Source organism: Algoriphagus formosus (genome assembly GCF_002807035.1).
Taxonomy (GTDB): Bacteria; Bacteroidota; Bacteroidia; order Cytophagales; family Cyclobacteriaceae; genus Algoriphagus; species Algoriphagus formosus.
This window is the reverse complement of the sequence record NZ_NIUC01000001.1, coordinates 1,176,563-1,195,578: the sequence shown is the minus strand read 5'-3', so window position 1 is coordinate 1,195,578 and position 19,016 is coordinate 1,176,563. Positions and strand designations below refer to the sequence as shown.

23 protein-coding genes and 1 other RNA gene are annotated in these 19,016 nt (G+C 40.9%); 12 read left to right on the top strand and 12 right to left on the bottom strand.

Features of this window, described 5'->3' with window-relative positions; genetic code table 11:
* Positions 1-45 precede the first annotated feature (45 nt).
* The 3 genes from CDH51_RS05315 (at position 46) to CDH51_RS05305 (ending at position 2,750) form a co-directional block, all read left to right on the top strand.
* Positions 46-519, top strand: a complete 474-nt coding sequence (locus CDH51_RS05315) for a hypothetical protein (protein ID WP_100627572.1) — start codon at positions 46-48, stop codon at positions 517-519.
* Positions 516-1,931 carry a CCA tRNA nucleotidyltransferase gene (locus CDH51_RS05310; RefSeq protein ID WP_100627570.1) on the top strand — a complete coding sequence of 472 codons (1,416 nt, stop codon included), beginning with the start codon at positions 516-518 and terminating at the stop codon, positions 1,929-1,931. Before CDH51_RS05315 ends, CDH51_RS05310 begins: the two co-directional genes overlap by 4 nt.
* Positions 1,932-2,042: 111 nt before the next feature.
* The gene (locus tag CDH51_RS05305; protein ID WP_026944920.1) at positions 2,043-2,750 is read left to right on the top strand and encodes a tetratricopeptide repeat protein; all 708 of its coding nucleotides are present in this window, start codon (positions 2,043-2,045) and stop codon (positions 2,748-2,750) included.
* 51 nt (positions 2,751-2,801) lie between these two features.
* Here CDH51_RS05305 and CDH51_RS05300 read toward each other — a convergent pair whose 3' ends face one another.
* The 7 genes from CDH51_RS05300 to CDH51_RS05270 form a co-directional block, all read right to left on the bottom strand.
* The gene (locus tag CDH51_RS05300) at positions 2,802-3,014 is read right to left on the bottom strand and encodes a hypothetical protein (protein ID WP_100627568.1); all 213 of its coding nucleotides are present in this window, start codon (positions 3,012-3,014) and stop codon (positions 2,802-2,804) included.
* A gap of 126 nt (positions 3,015-3,140) precedes the next feature.
* The gene (locus CDH51_RS05295) at positions 3,141-4,529 is read right to left on the bottom strand and encodes a S41 family peptidase (RefSeq protein WP_100627567.1); all 1,389 of its coding nucleotides are present in this window, start codon (positions 4,527-4,529) and stop codon (positions 3,141-3,143) included.
* 196 nt (positions 4,530-4,725) lie between these two features.
* Positions 4,726-5,436: a cell division ATP-binding protein FtsE gene (locus tag CDH51_RS05290; RefSeq protein ID WP_100627566.1), complete on the bottom strand. Its 711-nt coding sequence runs from the start codon at positions 5,434-5,436 to the stop codon at positions 4,726-4,728.
* 3 nt (positions 5,437-5,439) lie between these two features.
* Complete coding sequence (locus tag CDH51_RS05285) at positions 5,440-5,643, bottom strand: hypothetical protein (RefSeq protein ID WP_024281733.1); 204 nt, start codon at positions 5,641-5,643, stop codon at positions 5,440-5,442.
* Between the two features lie 24 nt (positions 5,644-5,667).
* Positions 5,668-6,327 carry a fructose-6-phosphate aldolase gene (gene fsa, locus CDH51_RS05280; protein WP_024281734.1) on the bottom strand — a complete coding sequence of 220 codons (660 nt, stop codon included), beginning with the start codon at positions 6,325-6,327 and terminating at the stop codon, positions 5,668-5,670.
* 104 nt (positions 6,328-6,431) lie between these two features.
* An RNA gene (gene ffs / locus CDH51_RS05275) (signal recognition particle sRNA small type) lies at positions 6,432-6,518 on the bottom strand.
* Between the two features lie 155 nt (positions 6,519-6,673).
* Positions 6,674-7,282, bottom strand: a complete 609-nt coding sequence (locus CDH51_RS05270; protein ID WP_100627564.1) for a hypothetical protein — start codon at positions 7,280-7,282, stop codon at positions 6,674-6,676.
* 119 nt (positions 7,283-7,401) lie between these two features.
* Between CDH51_RS05270 and CDH51_RS05265 the strand changes: the two genes are divergently transcribed.
* From CDH51_RS05265 to CDH51_RS05235, 7 genes are all read left to right on the top strand, one after another.
* Positions 7,402-7,947 (top strand): hypothetical protein, encoded by a 546-nt coding sequence (locus tag CDH51_RS05265; RefSeq protein ID WP_024281736.1) that lies wholly within the window; start codon positions 7,402-7,404, stop codon positions 7,945-7,947.
* Between the two features lie 204 nt (positions 7,948-8,151).
* Positions 8,152-9,312: an MFS transporter gene (locus CDH51_RS05260; RefSeq protein WP_100627563.1), complete on the top strand. Its 1,161-nt coding sequence runs from the start codon at positions 8,152-8,154 to the stop codon at positions 9,310-9,312.
* Positions 9,305-10,027: an acyl-[acyl-carrier-protein] thioesterase gene (locus CDH51_RS05255; RefSeq protein WP_157807045.1), complete on the top strand. Its 723-nt coding sequence runs from the start codon at positions 9,305-9,307 to the stop codon at positions 10,025-10,027. The genes CDH51_RS05260 and CDH51_RS05255 overlap by 8 nt, the downstream gene beginning before the upstream one ends.
* Before the next feature lie 130 nt (positions 10,028-10,157).
* Positions 10,158-11,180: a c-type cytochrome gene (locus CDH51_RS05250; protein WP_232724750.1), complete on the top strand. Its 1,023-nt coding sequence runs from the start codon at positions 10,158-10,160 to the stop codon at positions 11,178-11,180.
* On the top strand, positions 11,177-12,520 hold the full coding sequence (locus tag CDH51_RS05245) for a hypothetical protein (RefSeq protein ID WP_100627559.1): 1,344 nt from the start codon (positions 11,177-11,179) through the stop codon (positions 12,518-12,520). The genes CDH51_RS05250 and CDH51_RS05245 overlap by 4 nt, the downstream gene beginning before the upstream one ends.
* 334 nt (positions 12,521-12,854) lie before the next feature.
* Entirely contained in the window at positions 12,855-13,088 is a 234-nt protein-coding gene (locus CDH51_RS05240) for a cold-shock protein (protein WP_100627557.1), read from the top strand.
* A gap of 12 nt (positions 13,089-13,100) precedes the next feature.
* Positions 13,101-13,295, top strand: a complete 195-nt coding sequence (locus tag CDH51_RS05235; protein WP_026944932.1) for a cold-shock protein — start codon at positions 13,101-13,103, stop codon at positions 13,293-13,295.
* 49 nt (positions 13,296-13,344) lie between these two features.
* Here CDH51_RS05235 and CDH51_RS05230 read toward each other — a convergent pair whose 3' ends face one another.
* A complete protein-coding gene (locus CDH51_RS05230) occupies positions 13,345-14,337 on the bottom strand; it encodes a 2-hydroxyacid dehydrogenase (protein WP_100627555.1) in 993 nt (330 codons plus the stop codon).
* 2 nt (positions 14,338-14,339) lie between these two features.
* Complete coding sequence (locus CDH51_RS05225) at positions 14,340-15,503, bottom strand: hypothetical protein (protein ID WP_157807044.1); 1,164 nt, start codon at positions 15,501-15,503, stop codon at positions 14,340-14,342.
* A gap of 255 nt (positions 15,504-15,758) precedes the next feature.
* Here CDH51_RS05225 and CDH51_RS05220 point away from each other — a divergent pair, with 255 nt between their 5' ends.
* Positions 15,759-16,178: a Dabb family protein gene (locus tag CDH51_RS05220; protein ID WP_100627553.1), complete on the top strand. Its 420-nt coding sequence runs from the start codon at positions 15,759-15,761 to the stop codon at positions 16,176-16,178.
* 1 nt (position 16,179) lies between these two features.
* On the opposite strand, the gene CDH51_RS05215 is transcribed toward CDH51_RS05220, so the two are convergent.
* The gene (locus CDH51_RS05215; RefSeq protein WP_100627552.1) at positions 16,180-16,587 is read right to left on the bottom strand and encodes a hypothetical protein; all 408 of its coding nucleotides are present in this window, start codon (positions 16,585-16,587) and stop codon (positions 16,180-16,182) included.
* Between the two features lie 93 nt (positions 16,588-16,680).
* Between CDH51_RS05215 and CDH51_RS05210 the strand changes: the two genes are divergently transcribed.
* On the top strand, positions 16,681-17,286 hold the full coding sequence (locus tag CDH51_RS05210) for an alpha-ketoglutarate-dependent dioxygenase AlkB family protein (protein WP_100627551.1): 606 nt from the start codon (positions 16,681-16,683) through the stop codon (positions 17,284-17,286).
* Here the strand turns inward: CDH51_RS05210 and CDH51_RS05205 are convergent, their stop codons facing one another.
* Both CDH51_RS05205 and msrA read right to left on the bottom strand, forming a co-directional pair.
* Positions 17,287-17,670 (bottom strand): response regulator, encoded by a 384-nt coding sequence (locus tag CDH51_RS05205; protein WP_051260659.1) that lies wholly within the window; start codon positions 17,668-17,670, stop codon positions 17,287-17,289.
* Between the two features lie 171 nt (positions 17,671-17,841).
* Entirely contained in the window at positions 17,842-18,951 is a 1,110-nt protein-coding gene (gene msrA, locus CDH51_RS05200; RefSeq protein ID WP_232724749.1) for a peptide-methionine (S)-S-oxide reductase MsrA, read from the bottom strand.
* Positions 18,952-19,016 lie beyond the last annotated feature (65 nt).

Here is a 19,016-nt window from a genome sequence, read left to right as displayed (position 1 = left end):
TAAGCTCTCAGATATCTGATTAATTTTGCAAAAAATCAATAGAAATTGGATTACAAACCATTACTCGAAACATTAAAAACCAAGGGCAGTCTTTTCATCAAGGAAGGAAATGGAAGCCTCATTCATTTCCAATATGCAGACACTTGGCAGGAGGATTTGGGGTCTGACTGGGTATTTCTTTTGTTTGATGTTTTTCAGATTAGATCGGTAGCAGAGCAGTTTTCGGAGGTATCTTTAGATATCGTAGATTATGCTTCCAAACCAACCATCTATCACAGCCCGGCATCTGACTTACTTCCCAAAGGCTTGCCTGAAAATGGAAAGATTCGCTTTGCATTGATCAGGGATAAGGCCTGGAATGGTTTTTTGTTTCAAGCTAGTAAACTCCTCATGGCTAGATGGGAGAATGTAAAAAGCCCTGTGGACTTTCAGGTGAAGGAGCTTTTTCCGCTATTTAGTCCTAATTTGAAAGAGCTATTTTTGAGCCCAGAAGGGGATGTGAAAATCATCAAGGGATGAATTTTAAAGAGAAATTAGATCAAAATTCAATTTTCAAAATTGTAGGAGAGGCAGGTCAAAGACTGGGGCTTCCTACTTACGTAGTAGGCGGATACGTTCGTGATCTACTTTTGGAAAGAGAAAATAAAGATATCGATTTTACCTGCGTGGGTAGTGGAATTGCACTTGCCAAAGAAGTTTCAAAGGCTTTGGGAAAAGATGTTCCTGTATCAATCTTCAAGAATTTTGGTACTGCGATGATCAATTGGGAGGACTATGAACTCGAGTTTGTGGGAGCCCGGAAGGAATCTTATCGATCCGAAAGCAGAAAGCCAATCGTAGAAGATGGTACACTGATGGAAGACTTGGAGCGGAGGGACTTCACGATTAACGCGATGGCTATTTCCCTCAATCAAGAGGATTTTGGGGAGTTATTGGACCCTTTCAACGGACAAAAAGACCTGAAAAGAAAAAACATTCAAACACCCTTAGAGCCCAATGTAACTTTCTCGGATGATCCTCTTCGAATGATGCGGGCGGTACGATTTGCAGCTCAACTTAATTTCGATATCGAAGCAGATACCTTTTTTGCTATTCAAGACAATGCAGCCCGCCTTAAGATTGTATCCGCTGAAAGAATCATTACCGAGCTAAATAAAATCATTGAAACGTCTACTCCTTCCTACGGCTTTAAATTGCTTTTTGCAGGTAAATTGATCCATGAGTTTTTTCCTGAGATGGTCGAGCTTCAAGGTGTAGATACTGTTGACGATAAGTCTCACAAGGATAATTTCTATCATACACTTCAAGTACTCGACAACGTAGCGAAAGTGAGTGATGATCTTTGGCTGAGATGGGCGGCTATTTTGCATGATATTGCCAAGCCTGCCACTAAGCGGTTTAATCCTAAAGTTGGCTGGACCTTTCATGGGCATGAAGATAAAGGCGCACGGATGGTGCCGGGGATATTTAAGCGTCTCAAATTGCCGATGGATGAGCGAATGAAGTTTGTCCAGAAATTGGTGCGCCTTCACCTTCGGCCGATAGCTTTGGTCAAGGATGAAGTCACAGATTCTGCCTTGCGACGCCTACTCTTTGATGCGGGAGATGCGATCGACGAATTGATGATGCTTTGCCGGGCAGATATCACATCTAAGAATGATAAAAAGGTAAAACGCTACCTGGAAAACTTCGATAAAGTAGAGCGTAAATTGCAAGAGGTAGAAGAGAAAGATCAAGTTAGAAACTTTCAGCCACCGATTAGTGGGGAGGAAATTATGTCAACCTTCCATCTGAAGCCTTCCAAAATAGTAGGTGATATTAAAGAGGAGATCAAAGAAGCTATATTAGAGGGCAAAATCAAAAATAATCCTGAAGAAGCTAGGGGCCTGATGCACGACATCGCAAAACGGATGGGGATTTCCGATAAATAAAAGATCTTAAAATCTGTTTAAGTCAAATCAAAAGAATAAATAGAATTAGAAAAAAGCATTTACTTTCCGACTTAATTCAAAGAAATATACCACAACAGAAAGTTTAATAATATGAAACGTTTACTCACCCTATTTGCCTTTGTCCTCTCAATAGGATACGCACAAGCACAAAGTGCTGACTCCACAGTACAAATGGATCCCAAAGACAAAATTGCTCTTAATATTCAGGATCAGGCTTCCTACCAGCTAGCAATGCGATACAATGATCCTGAACTTGCTAAATCTGCTTTATACAGATTAATCGTTAGAAATCCGGAAAACTTGAGATATCAAGAGCTTTTGGGATCATTATATTTCGAATTGGGCCAATCCACCTCTGCAGCCCTCGTTGCAATGGATATATTAGAAGTGAATGACCGAAATATTGGCGCATTAGAAATAGCCGCCTATTCTTTGGAGCAGGTAGGGGCTCTTGATAGAGCACTCCCGCATTATGAGAGTTTACACCTTTTGACGGGAGATAACTTCAGCCTATATAAGTCAGCATTTTTACAATATTCCTTAAAGAGATACGAGGAAGCACTCAATTCTACCAATATGCTGATCAAGAATGCTAAAGCGGATGAAAAAATTGGATTTCCAAAGTCTCAGACAGAAACTCAGGAAGTCAGTATCAAGGCAGCAGCACTTAATTTAAAAGGAATGATCTATTTGGATCAGGGATCTAAATCTGAGGCAACTACCGCTTTTCAAGAAGCAATCGAATTGGATCCTGCCTTTGATCTAGCGAAAGAAAATTTGAAGAAGGCACAATCATAATAAGGTCAGGCCGCATTGAAGAACAGCTCTCTTTTAGGGAGCTGTTTTTTTTTAGATAAAAAGGTAGTAAGCGAGAGCGGTGGTTAAAAGAGCCAATAGGAAGCTGACGGCTAGGATTTTCCCGTAATTGACGGGTACTCTAACCATTTCTCGGGAATTCTTTCTAAAGTTGATGTACTTCGGATTGGAGACTTCTTGAACGATGGCCAATATTCCCAGGAAGTATACCGCCAAAATCAAGACAAAGCTAGCGATCTCTTGCATAGGCTCGAAATAACTTAAAATTAAGCGCTTTTGAAACCGTGGATTCAAATGTTAACGATTTGATAATAAAGCAAAAAAGCAAGCTCAAGGAGCTTGCTTCTGATTCGGAGGTTTAAAAATTTTATATTATTCAAACTTGATGTTTTCGATCATTCGTCCAGTTCTGACTTTATGATCTAATGTACTTCCCAAGTCCGATCTGGAAAGCTTTTGAATACGGCCAGATGGAGACTGTCCGGTTATTTCTGAAATGGCTGTTCTTAGTAGCTGTTCGTTGATATCTCCGAAAGGCCTTAAGCGCTCTTCCACTTCCCGTGCCGAAATATTGGGTGTAAATCCATTTGTATAATCAGACTCATCCTGGCTATTGGCACTTTGGGTGACGATGGGTAGGATGCCGTAAGTATTTTGTGGGTTTTCCTCATCCTCGAAAGGTATAGAACCTACATTTTTTCCTGTAGTCACATCACCAATTAGAAACACATCCATGTAAGGACGAAGCCCATTTATTATTAATTCTGAAGCCGAAGCCGTACGACTTGAGGTTAAAATATATACCCGATTTCCGCTCAAGATATTTCCTAGATTTTGTGCTTTGGTTCGGAATGGTGTCTGTACATTTTGGAAATCGTCGAAGCCACTCAGGAAACTATTGTATTTTGTCTTCGAGAAAATATCATTCTGAGTGACTCCAGGGGCGATAAGACTCGCTAGATTAACAGCAGATGAAACAAAGCCACCACCGTTATATCGAAAGTCCACAATCAGGTGATTGATTGATTCTGCCTTGAATTTTGCAAAGATTGCATCCATTTCTTGATCATATGCAGTACTGCCACTCCCAGGACCTGGAGCGAAGAAATGATAAACTACATATCCTATTTTCTGATTATCGATTGTATAGATCGTGTCAAGGAAATTAGGATCTTCTGCTAGCTGTACTGCATTTAGCTCTACATCTCCCTGGTCTTCAAAGGCCTCAGTTTCTTCATTGAATCGGAGAAAATTGACTGTGTGAGTGGAGGATATATCTTCCAAAACATCTCGGAAATTTTCCACAGTCATTTGTTGACCATTTATCGTCCGGATGATGTCACCACGTCTTAATCCCGCCGATGCAGCTGGACTATTCTTCTTGATATAAGTTATCTCGGCGATGACGTTGTCAGAGTTTTGACTTTCTCTAAAGAGAATAAATTCATAGCCTGACTCTAAAGTCACCCCATTGAGTGAATTGATAAGCTCTTGGTAATCAGGATAAATAGCTGAAAATCGATCGGTCGGTCTGAAAAGCAGAGATTCGAAGTAATCTTCGGGTGCCGATGTCTCAGCGACAGGAGTACGCATATCATCAAGCCAAAAGTAAACTTGATCCATAACCTCTTGAATCCATCGGTTCACAGCTACCTCACTTCCCGGATCCACCGGTGGAGGATTTTGATCTTCACTATTACAAGCACCTAGTGCAATGAAAGCTATCAGATAGATAGCTTTCTGGATTCTTATTTTTTTCATACTCAAGTGATATATAACTATCTGGGTCTTGGGACTCGAATCTCCATAAAATTACCCCTTCTCAAGAGATAAAAGTCTAAAGATCGAAATCTTCCGAAATTGTTTCTTTACGGAAACTTAGAACGGCAAATAGTTCTTTTGGTATTAAAGCGAATATATTTATCTGATAACGTAACAGAGCTAGGCCTTGTTATAATTAGTAACTCGATCCGAAAGAAACGTCGTGTGTCTGACTATCAAGTAGTTTGCCTTTTTCGCATTTGAGTACTCGATAGGGGTACTTACGTAGCAAGTCGTGATTATGGGTTGCCATCAAAATAGCTGTTCCTTTTTTATTGATCTCTTGGAAGAGTTTGAAAATGCCATCTGCCACATCTGGATCTAGGTTTCCTGTAGGTTCATCTGCAAGCAGAATAGAAGGCTCATTTAGCAAAGCTCTTGCAATCACCACACGCTGCTGTTCTCCGCCACTGAGTTGATGAGGCATTTTGCTCGAGGAATTATGCAACCCCACAAGTAATAATACCTCGGCCATTCGCTCTTTGATCTTCACTTTGTCTTTCCAGCCGGTAGCCTTCATGACAAAGGCCAAATTCTCTGCGACTGTTCTATCATTGAAGAGTTGAAAATCTTGGAAAATAATTCCAAGTTTTCTTCTCAAGAAAGGAACTTCATTGGATTTTATCTTATTCAGGTCGAATCCTGCAATCTCAACCGAGCCTGACTTCAAAGGCAAATCAGCATAGAGTGTTTTGAGAAGGGAACTTTTACCACTTCCTGTCTGCCCGATTAGAAATACAAATTCATGTTGCTCGACAGCAAATGTGACATCAGAGAGGACTGGGTCAACTCCCTGAAAAACAGTCACATGGTCTACTTTGAGTACAGGGTCTTTGCTAAAATCCATTGATTACAAATCCAGTTTTTGAAGTTTTCCAAAAGGCAACTCATCAATCAACTTTTGAAGAGCATCTTCCTTCCCTTCTAATCCAAATTTCTCTGGATTTTTCATAGGTCTATCAGCACGGAAGTAGGCCACTAGAACGAAATTTTCATCCCGAATTTGTATATAATCCGGAATCTTGGCCTTGCCTTTTACTTTGATGATGTACATGGATCGCTTCCTTGGTTGTTCAATTTATTTTCCGGCTGCCTTTGCATGGTCTGCCAGAAACTGTGCCAGACCCTTATCCGTCAATGGGTGATTTAATAGACCGGTGATTACCTTCAGGGGACAAGTGACTACATCTGCACCGATTTCAGCACATTTGATCAAGTGCATTGTGTGGCGGATACTTGCTGCAAGCACTTCAGTCTGAAAATCATAGGTTCGATAGATGTGAACGATTTGCTGGATAAGCTCCAGTCCATCAAAGGAGATATCATCCAGGCGCCCGATGAAGGGAGAAAGGTAAGATGCTCCTGCCTTGGCAGCTAAAAGTGCCTGACCAGCTGAGAAAACCAAGGTGCAATTGGTTCTGATTCCTTCACTGTGAAAGTATTTGATGGCTTTGACCCCTTCTTTGATCATAGGGATTTTCACCACGATTTTGTCATCGATTTTAGCTAGCTCTTTTCCTTCACGAATCATTCCGTCAAAATCGGTAGCAATCACTTCTGCACTTACTTTATCATCTACGATATTGCAGATTGCTTTGTAATGAGCTTTTACGGCTTCATCCCCAGATATGCCTTCTTTGGCCATCAGTGAGGGATTGGTGGTGACACCGTCTAATACACCAAGGTCATAAGCTTCTTGAATTTCGGAAAGATTGGCGGTATCAATAAAGAATTTCATAGGATAATGGTTTTCGAATTAGTTTTAGGCTATCTGACAAAGTTAAAATTTAAATCAGGATAAGGAACTGAAATCCTAAAATCTACAGCCAAAAAAGGGCAAAAAAAGAAGCGGCATCGCACCGCTACAACCGCCTACCCTTGCTTCCTTCCGGACCTGGGGGATTTGGCAGGAGCTGGTCGTGCCGCTAGGGCGCAAAGATACGGCAAATTCCACTCAATCCAATATTTTCTTCTAAGATTATCCCTGAAAAACCTGAACAGGAATCTAGTAAGCTGAGGCTCTTTATGTTGGGGATAAATGAAATCTTCGTGTTTATGAAATTGAATTTTTTTGAATCGAAAATTCAGGTAATCTCAGCTTTTCTAACTGAATATATCTGATCAAGTTGAAATGAAAGCAGTGATATGACTAAGCCGATTAATGAGAGTGCTAAGCCAATCCATATTTGGTGAAAAGACACCGAAATAGCCAAAAATTGAAGAACTAAGCCTAAAAACCATATAGCGTCTCCAAATAGGGTTTTATTTCTATTAAAGCGAAGTCTTTTATCCCCATTACCTTCATGTAAAAGTACATTCCAAAAATCTCGGTAGTGCCAAAGGATAAGACCATTTAAAAAAAGAAGAAAGCCCAATACATAAGGAGTGCCTCTCCATTCAAGCGAAATCGTAATCATTAATATATTCAAAAGCATAGGAACCAGCATGACTGCCCCAATCAATTTGTATCGGGTAGTGATCAGCATATAGCCAATGATTACCTGTGAGTAGGCTATGAACTTCCCATAAAAACCCAATCCGTACTCTTCGAGGCGCTCCACCAGCCAAGTCGGACCTATCCAGCCGATAAACTTATGATCAGCAAAAAGCTTACTCATACCTGCACCGAAAAAGGTAAAGCCTAGAAGAATAGCAATTAGATTGAGCAGAATTCTTTTTTGTCTGGGCTTCATAAATCTGTTTTTCCAAGAAATGATTGAGATTCCAAAATGTTACTTATTGAAGGTAAACTTGATATTAGAAAACCAATTTATTTCTATTTTAGTCCACTTCAAACACAATAATCTAAGATATGTCCACCAGTGAACTCGCTCCAGGAAGCAAATTACGACATCCTAAGTTTGGACTTGGGATGATTTTATCAGCGGATGAAAGCTATTACAAGATCTATTTTTACAATACGGAGGAAATAAAAACACTCGCAAGGGATTACGATGGCTTTGAAATCGAAGAGGCCAAAAAACCGGATTTTCCAATGTTGACACAAAAAGATGTCGAAAAAGCCATCAGAGAGGCACTGATTCAGACTTCAGAGCGAATGCCTATCGTGCCATTGGGAGGAAAATGGATTGGAGGCAAAGTGGTGATTCTTCCGGGTGATGAAGATTTGCAGAATAAGGAAATTCCTATTGATACTTTTTTCCATAAGGTAGTCATGGTCCGGGAAAAGCTTCGGGTTTTAGAGCAAAACATCAATAATCACCCTAAACTAGACGATGAAGATCGGGTTCATTTACAGCAATACATTACTCGATGCTATGGCTCATTGACTACTTTCAATGTGCTTTTTGCCTACAAGGAAGATCAATTTAAAGGAAGTGGAGGTAAGGAATCTTGAGGACTTAAGGCTTTCCAAATACCCGTTGGATGATAAAACGAATCAGAAAAATAACGGTCAGGATGATGCCGCCTACGATTATGAATTCCATGATTTGACTTTCCGGTTTAACTCTGCTATTCATTAATAGTTTGAGAAGGGATGCGAATCTTTACAAGCGGTATAAAATCCGTAATTTGCAGTCCGATTCCTCAAACCTATCTTATGAAGTCTTTATTGCGTCGCCGCATTGCTTTAGGCAGCATGTTTTTCTTCTTGGGCCTCTGTTTTGCCAGCTGGGCAGCCCGTATTCCTGATATTCAGGCAAAGTTTGATCTTTCCGAAGGACAGCTAGGAAGTATTTTGCTTTTTCTGCCCATAGGGTCCATGATAGGTTTACCGATTGCGGGATGGGTGGTCCATCACTATGGGAGCCGTTCGGTTATTCTTTGGGGTAGTTTTTTATATGCATTCAGTTTGCCCCTGATAGGGCTTAGTCCTTCACTCTGGATGCTGATTGTCGTTTTGGTATTCTTTGGTATGCTTGGGAATATCATGAACATTGCCCTTAACACCCAAGCACTAGATTTCGAAGATGAAATGGGTAGAAGTATTTTGGCTTCTTTTCATGGACTTTGGAGTACAGCAGGATTTGTAGGGGCAGGGATTGGAGCGGTGATGATTGGCCTAGGCTGGATTCCTTTTTACCATTATTTGTTTGTGGCATTTATATCTGCTGCTATCATTTTGAGTACTCGACCATACATCAAGGAGGAAAAATCCAGAGGAGATGGTGGAGGACTTGTATTGAAAAGACCGGATGCGCTATTGCTAAGAGTGGGCCTGATTTCATTTCTAGGAATGATGACAGAGGGATGCATGTTTGATTGGAGTGGGGTGTACTTCAAAAAAGTAGTGGAAGCGCCTGCCGAATGGATCACTTTAGGATATGTTGCCTTTATGGGAACGATGGCATCTGGGCGTTTTATTTCTGATCGGATTATTCAGCGTTATGGAAAAGTACCCGTTTTGAGATTCAGCGGTGTTTTGATTTTCTCGGGTCTTTTGATTTCGGTGTTAGCACCGGTATTGCTTTGGGCTACGATAGGTTTTTTATTGGTTGGTTTTGGAGTCGCTTCCATAGTCCCTATTTCCTACAGCGTCGCCGGAAGATCAACTCTTTATTCACCTGGAGTGGCTTTGGCAATAGTGTCGACGCTTTCATTTTTCGGCTTTTTGATAGGTCCTCCTTTGATTGGATTTATTGCCGATCTTTTCAATTTAAAGACATCCTTTTCATTAATAGCGGTTAATGGATTGGGAATCGCACTTTTATCAACGATCAGAACCGAGGTTTTTAATCCAAAACCATTTATGCATGAGTAGCAAGTCCGAGTCATTTCAGTTTAGTAAAGTGTTCGAAATCGGGTCATTCCAAGTCAACCCCGATGGAAAGCTTCGATGGAAGGATTTGGCGGATCTCTTTCAGGAAGTAGCGTGGAGGCATGCTGATTCAGCTGATTTTGGTAGAATACTTCAAGAAGCTAATCAGATGTGGGTTCTTTCCCGCTTTGAAATCAAATGTGAAGATTTACCGAGTTGGGGAGATCAGGTAGAAATTTTCACGGCTGGTCGGGGAGTGGAAGGGCTCTTTGCTTTTCGGGAGTTTTTGATGCTAGGGGATAAAGGAAAACCACTAGCCGCAGGGATGAGTAGTTGGCTTTTGCTGGATAGTCAAAGCAAAAAAATCATTGCTCCTGAAAAGGCTTTGCCTGATCATCTTTTCAAAATCAATTCGAAACCCGCATGGATTCCTGAGCGACATCGGTTGAAATCTCTTGAGAAGTCTGCAATCGGAGTCAAGGTACGTGCATCAGATTTAGACTTGCAAAATCACGTCAATAACACAAGCTATATCAGGTGGGTGGAGGATTTCATACAGGAAGAAGGTTTAAAAATTGAATCACTATCCATCAACTATTTAGCGGAATGCTTTCTGGGAGATCAAGTTGATTTTTTCATCAAAAGGCTGGATTCTGAGCTTCAGATTTTGGGGCAGGTATGCGAAAAGAAGGTGTTTTCAGCTGTAGTTAAGATTTGATTTTATGATATCTATCTGATCATGTGATCCAAGTCACAGCACCAATAGGGAATGATTCTCGATTTTTGTTTTTAGATTAGAAATGAAAATGGATCAACTCGGCAAAACATTCATAAAATTAATCGGCCTGATGGTCGGATTATTGGCTTTGATTACTTCCCTTGTGGGAGTTATTGGCTTAGTTATTTATTTATCCTATGCTGGTGTGCAATTGCCTGAATTTGGAACAGGGGATGAGCAAATTTTAGCAGCAGCAGTAGCTCCAGAGCCCAAAAGTAAAGCTCTGATGGATCCTGTCGGAATGTGGACAGCTCCTGATTGGTCAACTGTTGATGCGGAAGCTAATGCGGCGGATATCAAATATGGTCGGGAATTGATTGCAAATACAGCAGCTTACTTGGGGCCAAATGGAAGTGTACGGAAGATATCCAATGGTCTTAATTGCCAAAACTGTCATCTCAATGCAGGGACCGCTCCATTAGGAAATAACTATGGGGCAGTATTAGCCACATATCCCAAAGTAAGAGCTCGATCAGGGAAATCTGAAGATATTCCGAAGCGAATCAATGATTGCTTTGAGCGGAGCTTGAATGGTCAAGGCCTTGAGCGTAATTCCAAAGAAATGATCGCCATGGTAGCTTATATGGAATGGCTGGGACAGGGTGTGCCTAAGGGTGAAAAGCCGAAAGGAGCCGGAATCTATGCATTACCGCTCTTGGATCGGGCCGCTGATCCTGTGAGAGGTAAAACCGTCTATGACAGTCAATGCCAAAGCTGCCATCAAGCGGATGGTCAGGGAATCGCAAAGGCTGATGGAAGTGGTTATATCTATCCTCCGCTTTGGGGTCCAAATAGCTACAATCAAGGCGCCGGGCTTTACAGATTATCCAGATTTGCGGGCTATGTCAAGGCCAATATGCCACTTGGAGCGACTTATGAAAATCCCTTGATGTCAGATGAGGATGCTTGGGATGTGGCTGCTTATGTCAATAGCCTTGAGCGACCTAGTAAAGATTTGACTGGTGATTGGCCCGATATCTCCAAAAAACCCATGGATCATCCGTTTGGGCCATACAGCGATCCGTTCTCAGAGCAGCAGCACAAATACGGTCCATTTAAACCTATTCAAGAAGCAAAAGCTTCCACTCAATGAGGTTTAACGCTTACCTGATTTTATTCTTCCTTCCTTTTTTATCCTACAGTCAAGTCAAAGAAAATAAGCTGGATATTCAGCCGACAGTTCATTGGCGGACTTTTTGGATGAGTACTTCGTATTCCAGTGAGTTCAAGGATGACTATGCCTTAGGTTCTTCCCTTTCTGTAGGAATCAAAGGGACATTTTCAGGTCGATGGAAGTTTCAAGCCGCGTATCGTGGTTTTGCCAATATTTGGAGTTCGGATATTTGGGAGGTCGATCCTATTTCCGGCCAATCTAATCGCTACGAAACAGGTCTTTTCAATTATTTGGAGCCTGGACAGGATCTTTTTGGGACCTTAGAACTTTTAAATGTAAGCTACCAAACTGAGAAGTGGCATTTAGCTATTGGGCGGATGGGGATTAATACCGCTTGGGTCAATCCTGCTGATGGACGATTGGCTCCTACACTGATGGAAGGGGCTTCGGCCAGTTTTACGCCCAATTCCAAATGGAAATTCTCCGGCTGGTATATCAATCGTTTTCTCGTCAGGGGTACAAACCGGTATCTTCCCATCGGAGAGTCAATCGGGATCTATGGAAGTGGTCGCGGCCTGAATGGATCCCCCTCACAATATGTAGGAAACACCCAAAGTGATTTTGTCAGCGTTTTCCAGGTGGACTTTCATACGAAAGGCCACAAGCTTAGCTTGTCACAAACATTAGCTCAAAATATCTCCTCTACTTTTTGGGCTGAGTGGAATTATAATTTGACTAATTCTTCAAAGGAGCTAAATTGGATATTGGGTGCTCAGGCAGGTTTTCAACATGGAATAGGGGAGGGAGGAAATCCTGATCCGATCCTGAGGTATAAAGATCCATTGGATCAAAATTGGGCATTTTCTGCTCAGGGAGGTTTGAAAATCAAAAAATGGAAACTGATTTCGGCTTTCACAAAAACTGGTGGAAATGGCAGGTGGCTAAGTCCTAGAGAGTGGGGTAAAGACGCTTGGTTTACCTTTATTCCAAGGGAGCGAAACGAAGGCTTTGAAAGTTTGACTGCGACCACCTTGTTAGCTGAGTTTTACCCTTCGGCTAATTGGACGGTTTATGGCCATTTGGGATTTCATTGGTTGCCTGAAGTTCAGAATGCAGCGGAAAATAAATATGCTTTACCCTCTTATCGGCAGATTAATCTTGGTGTGAAATACAGACCATCAAGCAAACCAAAGATGGATTTCCATTTGCTCATGATGAATAAGGAAGCCTTGAATGCTGATGGTTTGACAGCGGGTCAGCGATACAATAAAGTGGGCTTACTTCATGTCAACTTAATCGCAAATTTTAGAATTCAATAAACACTGAATCTTTTGTCTTTCAGGGAGTTTGGGAAAAATTAGATTTTTTTAAAAATTAGGAAAAACAAAAACTTCTGCTGACATTTGAAATCAGAAGTTCCGCCAAGATAGGACCTTCACGTTGAAATAGTTTAGTAATTGGTTTTTAAACCTGCCTGAGTAGTATCCCTCGGCGTAAGTGCCCCCAAGGTTTTCGCTTTCTGATCTACTTTTTCTGTATCAGAATAAACAGTGCCCTCTTAAATTCCCGTTTCTTGTTATTCAATTTGAAAAGTCTGGAGCTTCTGCCTTGACCAGATGGTTAATGGCTCTTTCTGTAACCTAAAACTAATACATGTCAAAAAATCAGAACACCTTTATCAAAAAGCAAAAAGCTGAACTGAAAAGACGAAAAAAGAAAGAAAAGAAAGAAAAAATGCAAGCCCGAAAGGATCAGCCGAAAAGTGGAAAGCTTGAGGACATGATTATGTATGTAGATGAGTTCGGCAATTTCTCCGAAACTCCTCCCGATCCCGAAGATCCAAAAGGCAAAAAAAGTAATCAACAAAACTCCAATAAATCACAGTAAACAGTAGTAATCATGAATGAAGGAACAGTAAAATTCTTTAACACAACCAAAGGCTTTGGTTTTATTACACCAGCTGACAATGGCGATGATGTATTTGTACATCACACTGGCTTGGTACATGAGATCAGAGAAAATGACAAGGTTACCTTTGATGTCATCGAAGGGAAAAAAGGAATGAATGCCGTCAATGTAAAGGTGGTAAGATAATTTCCAATACAATGAGCGAAGCCTTGGACTTTCTAGTTCAGGGCTTTTTTTATGCTTTTACCTCATTTACAAGCTCGGAGTCTGAAGCAAAAGCGGCTATATTTTCGAGGGTGGTGAAGGCGATTTGATTAAGGGCTTCCTTGGTCAAAAAGGCCTGATGACCTGTAATTAATACATTGGGAAAAGTCATAAGGCGGGAAATCTGATCGTCTTTAAGAATCTGTTCGGATAGATTTTGAAAAAAGAGGTCCTCCTCCTGCTCATAGACATCGATTCCCAAAAAGCCCACTTTGCCGTGCTTTAGAGCTGAAATGACTGCCTTCGTATCAATAAGTGCACCTCTTGAAGTATTGATCAGCATGGTGCCGTCCTTCATTTTTTCCATCGCCTTCTTATTGATAATGTGATGGGTGTCAGGAGTCAAGGGGCAATGTAGGGATATGATTTGGGAGCGGGCAAATAGCTCGTCCAACGAACAATATTGAACACCGATTTTTTTCATTTCGGCATTTTCCATGACATCGAAGGCCAATACTTTGCAGCCAAATCCTAGTGCGATTTTACAAAATGCTCTACCAATTGCTCCTGTACCGATGACTCCGACGGTTTTTTGAAAAATATTAAATCCTGTCAACCCTTCTAGGGAAAAGTTTGATTCTCGGACTCGGTTATAGGCTTTATGAGTTTTGCGACTCAGGGTCAGGATGAGTGCAAAAGTATGCTCGGCGACTGCCTCGGGACTGTAGGCAGGTACTCTGACTATTCGGATTCCCAGTTCCTTCGCTTTTTCTAGATCCACCTGATTATATCCTGCACATCGAAGCGCAATCAATTTGACTCCTTCCTTCGAGAGTATTTCTAGCGTTTTGGAATCGATTTGATCATTGACAAATGCACATACTACATCATGTCCTTGTGCTAGTATAGCTGATTGATGATCGAGTTTTGCCTCCAGAAAATCGATCTGAAAACCATAATCTTTGACCAAAGAGGAGAAGCTGTCCCTGTCGTATTTTTTGGTGCTAAAGAAGGCTATACGCATGATTATGAACTTTTGATTTGATAGATTGAAAAGCGGGTTTTTTCTTCCTCTACTTCTTGATTTTCAGGTTCCTGAACCAAAAACTTGCCATCGCCCAGACCAAATAAAATACTTCCTGCAATTCCTGAAAGCTCCTGACTTACTTGCTCACCATTTTTGATGATCAATATGGCCTGCTCTTCAGGGTCAGAGCTAGGAATATAAGTAGCATCATTCGCAATTCTAGTTTGATATTCAGCTTCGGATACTCCTGTAAAATATTTGATCAGGTAAGTATCGGAGTCTACTTTGATCAAACTTTGATTTCGCCCTGCCATGAAGCGTAGCGGTTTGATTCGGTCATCATTTCCCATGGTTCCTAATGGCACAGGGGAATATTCAACAAATTCTGAGTGGGTAATTGGTATGCTTCGGGAAAAATCCAAGTCAGGTAAGTTGTAGACTTCTATTTCCTTCGAGAGAGCATGTAGGATAAGTAGTTCCTGCCTTTCATGATCGACCAGAAAGCTTTTAGTCATCAATTCTTGATAGACATCCTGAGTCTGTCGGTAGGGACTTGATTCACGATAGGGGATGATGGATTTCATATCCCCTGATTGGATGTGGATTTTGTAAAAGTTCTTCAAGGTGTCTCGACCTTCTTCATTTTGAATCAAGTAATGGGAAGAAAGATAATTGCTAGGCCCAACTAGGTAAAAGGTGCTGTCAGAATTTTGGAAGTATTCCGTTCGGCCCATAGGACCAAAGGTTCGAATCGGCAGCGGTGACTGGATGCGCTGACTATGAATCACAGAGTACGTAGAATCATAGGAAAGAATCTGAAATGGCAGCTCTACGATTCGTTCTTGCTCTGGTCCAAAACTGATTCCAATTGGATTCCAGTTACCATAAAGGCCAGGACCGTCACCTTTTTTATGAGTTCGTTTGATGATTTCACCCTCACGAGAAATCTCCAAAAGATCATCTTCGACCATGGCATAGCCAAAATACCTGTCTAGTTCTGCTGAGTAATCCCGAATAAATACTCGGGTTAAATTATTTACTTCGAACGAATCAATTTTTGTAATTGAATACTCGGAAATACTCGTTTCGGTTTCCTTTGTCTCATTTTGGCCGCAAGAAGCTAAAAAAATCAAAGACAAGAAGCAGAGGAGGGTGTTTTTCATATGTTTTTATCGGTTTTAGTCAGACTTAACCTCTCCCTGATAGGAGGGAGGTTTTAACTTATATCTATTTATAAAATAGTTTTACTATTTAAATTTAATTTAAGGTAATTAGACTTACTTCAAAAACCAAGATGGCGGATTAATATTTTTGATTAATTTGATCTTGCTTTTGCTCACAATACCTGAATTATTAAAATGTTTGGGGGTGAGTTTGAAACCTATCCATGAAAAACCTAACAAAGAAAACCCCATAAAATGAAGAATCTTGGATTAATTGCCTTTCTGCTATTAGCTTTTGCTTGTCAAAACCCTGAAAACAATTCCGATCAAATGAGTGAAAATCAAGTTACCGTTCAAAATGAACCGGATTCTGTATTAAGACATGCGGTTTACTTTTCATTTAAAGACTCTTCTTCTGCAGAAGATGTCCAAATGGTAATTGATGCTTTTCGAAATCTTCAAAATGAGATTCCTGGTATCCAATCCTTTGAATGGGGAGAAAATTCAAGTCCTGAGGGGTTGAACAGAGGATTGACGCATGCCTTTACGCTCACTTTTCACTCCAACGAAGACAGAGATGCCTACTTACCGCATCCTGCGCATCAGAAGTTTGGTGAAATACTAGGTCCGCACCTAAAGGAGGTTTTGGTAGTAGACTACTGGACTCGGCCTTGATTTATTGATCGAAAGGTACCCCTGAGGTAGAGGCCTTGCCTGACTCTTTTATGTCCAGCACTTCTGTGACGACAAAATTACTGGCTCCTCTCCAGGGTAGCGTTCCGTTGTATTCTTTGTATCTGAGTTCCACGAATTTTCCGGAGGAGCGCTCAAGCTGTAGTGCTACCTCTTCGTCAATCACGGAAAACCGAAACTCATTACTTTGTAATGCGCCTGCGGTTGGGCTTTGAAAGCCCTCTTGTACTACTCTGCCCTCATAAGTTTTGAAAACCACTCCTTTCTTTACGAAATAATTTAGAGATCCGGCTTTGACACCTTCTCCAAAAACGAAAAAGTATTTCCACCACATGAATACAGAAAGGAAAACGATGAGGAAAATTCCTACAATCCAGCCAAATTTCTTCATAACACTGATTTTTATCAAATATAATCAGTCTGTCGAAAAATTATTTTCTGAAGGTATTTTTAAACAGGCTAATTGATATCGAGTTTGAGCATTATGATGGCCAACTTGTTTCCTTTTGATACAAAAAACTTATTACCTCACAGTGGGGAAGCGCTTTACTTTGATAGTCTTTTTGAATTAAAAAAAGCTGATGAGTATTTCAAAATCCTCAGAGATGATATTTCCTGGAAGCATGAGGCCATTTGGATGTTTGGAAAGAAAGTGATGCAGCCTCGGTTAACAGCCCTCTATGGTGACAAGGGTATTTCTTACAGCTATTCAGGGATTACGATGGAGCCGATTCCTTGGTCCAAAACTCTTCTTGAAATCAAAGGTAAAGTAGAGGAAGTGGCTGAAGCGAGATTTTCTCATGTCTTGCTGAATTTCTACCGCGATGGTCAAGATTCCATGGGATGGCATCGAGATAACGAAGCAAGTCTAGGGCCTGAGCCTGTAATCGCTTCGGTAAGCTTTGGGGTTTCCCGCAGATTTCAATTTCGAAACTATGTGGACAAAAAAGAAAAGCGACAAATTGAGCTTGGACATGGAAGTCTTTTGCTCATGAAGGGGGCTTGTCAGGATCATTGGGAGCATCAAATCCCCAAATCAAAAAAAGTATCAGGCGAAAGAATTAATCTGACCTTCCGCCTGATTCGTTAATTAGAATAGGAATTGATTTTTCAGCATTCGAAGGTAATCTTCGACAAGTGGCTTTTCAATATATTCGATTACACTTACATAATCCATGGCCTTGACTTTATCACTCTTATTGACCGAAGATGTGATTAAGATAACCTTGATTGATTCAGGTTTTTTGAGCTCTTCGATATAGTCTAGCACTGCCCAACCATCCACTACTGGCATAAAGATGTCAAGAAGGAGGAGTTTGTTGCCGCTGGGATTAGACTCTAGGTATTCTATTGTTGTTTGGCCATTTTCTAGTAGAACAGGGGCATCATGGAATTCTGAACGTCTAACGAGTGCTTCGTGGATTTTTCGAAAAGCAGGATCATCGTCGACGATCAAGAGGTCAAAATTTGTCATGTGTGGGTATTAAAATTCTGCACTATTTACCAAAATCGAATTAAAAAAAATAAAATTGAAAGATTTTTTATAAAATAAAACTAGGAAAAGATAAGAGTGAAAAAATTTGTTCATAATACAAAAAAGGGTGATGACCACCCTTTTCTGTGTTGTGCCTAGTAACCCGAAGCTCTAATCTACCAACCAAAGATATTCCCCATATCCAGCTGATTCCATTTCTGATTTAGGGATGAATTTCATGGCTGCTGAATTCATGCAGTAACGCAAACCAGTTGGGGCAGGACCGTCGTAAAACACATGTCCCACGTGGCTATTTCCCAGTTTACTTCTGACTTCTACACGAGTCATCCCTAGGCTTTTGTCAATTGGTTTATCAATAAGGCGAGCATCGATTGGCTTTGTAAAACTTGGCCAACCCGAGCCAGATTCATATTTATCCTTGGAACTGAAAAGCGGAGCACCGGATACTATACAAACGTAAATTCCTTCCTCCTTATTCCCATTGTATTCATTTTGGAAAGCATATTCGGTAGCGTCTTCCATAGTTACCTCATACTGAAGAGGAGTGAGTTTTTCTTTCAGCTCAACTTTCGGAGTGGCAGGATATTTCTCTGCGCTTAATTCAGGCCAATGCTTTTTGATAAAAGCATCTCTTCCACTTCCTTTTCGATAGGCGTAGTAATCAGCCGGATTCTTTTTGTAGTAATCCTGATGGTACTCTTCTGCTGGGTAGAAATTGGTGTATTTGATTATTGGGGTAGCAATTGGCTTTTCGAATCTCCCTGATTCATCCAATAGCTTTTTGGAGTCTTCAGCTACTCTTTTTTGCTCGGCAGAGTGAAAGAAAATAGCGGACTCGTATTGAGATCCCCGATCATAAAAAGAGCCCCCTACATCTGTAGGATCGAAAGTTTGCCAAAAGATATCCACTAATTCGGAATAGCTGATGACTTCGGGGTCATAGGTAATCTGGACTGATTCGCGGTGGGAAGTTTTACCGCTACTTACTTCTCCGTAGGTAGGGTTCTTTTCCTTACCTCCTGCATACCCTGAGATCACGGTGATGACTCCGTCCAGATCTTCAAATGGCGCTTCCACGCACCAAAAGCAACCACCTGCGAAAGTAGCTAACTCTGTTTTACCTGAAAATTGGGCTAGTTTTTGGCTGTCTTCTTCTGTGAGCTCTTGAATTTCGGTAGACTCTTGTGGGCTGCTGCAAGCCATAAAGAGTCCTAAAATGAAAGTAAGCATAATGCTGTATTTGGATTTTAAGTGATACATTCTGATGGATTTATTCTGTTCGGTTCGGTTTTTGTAATTCTAAGTCTTGAACCAACTCTAAAACC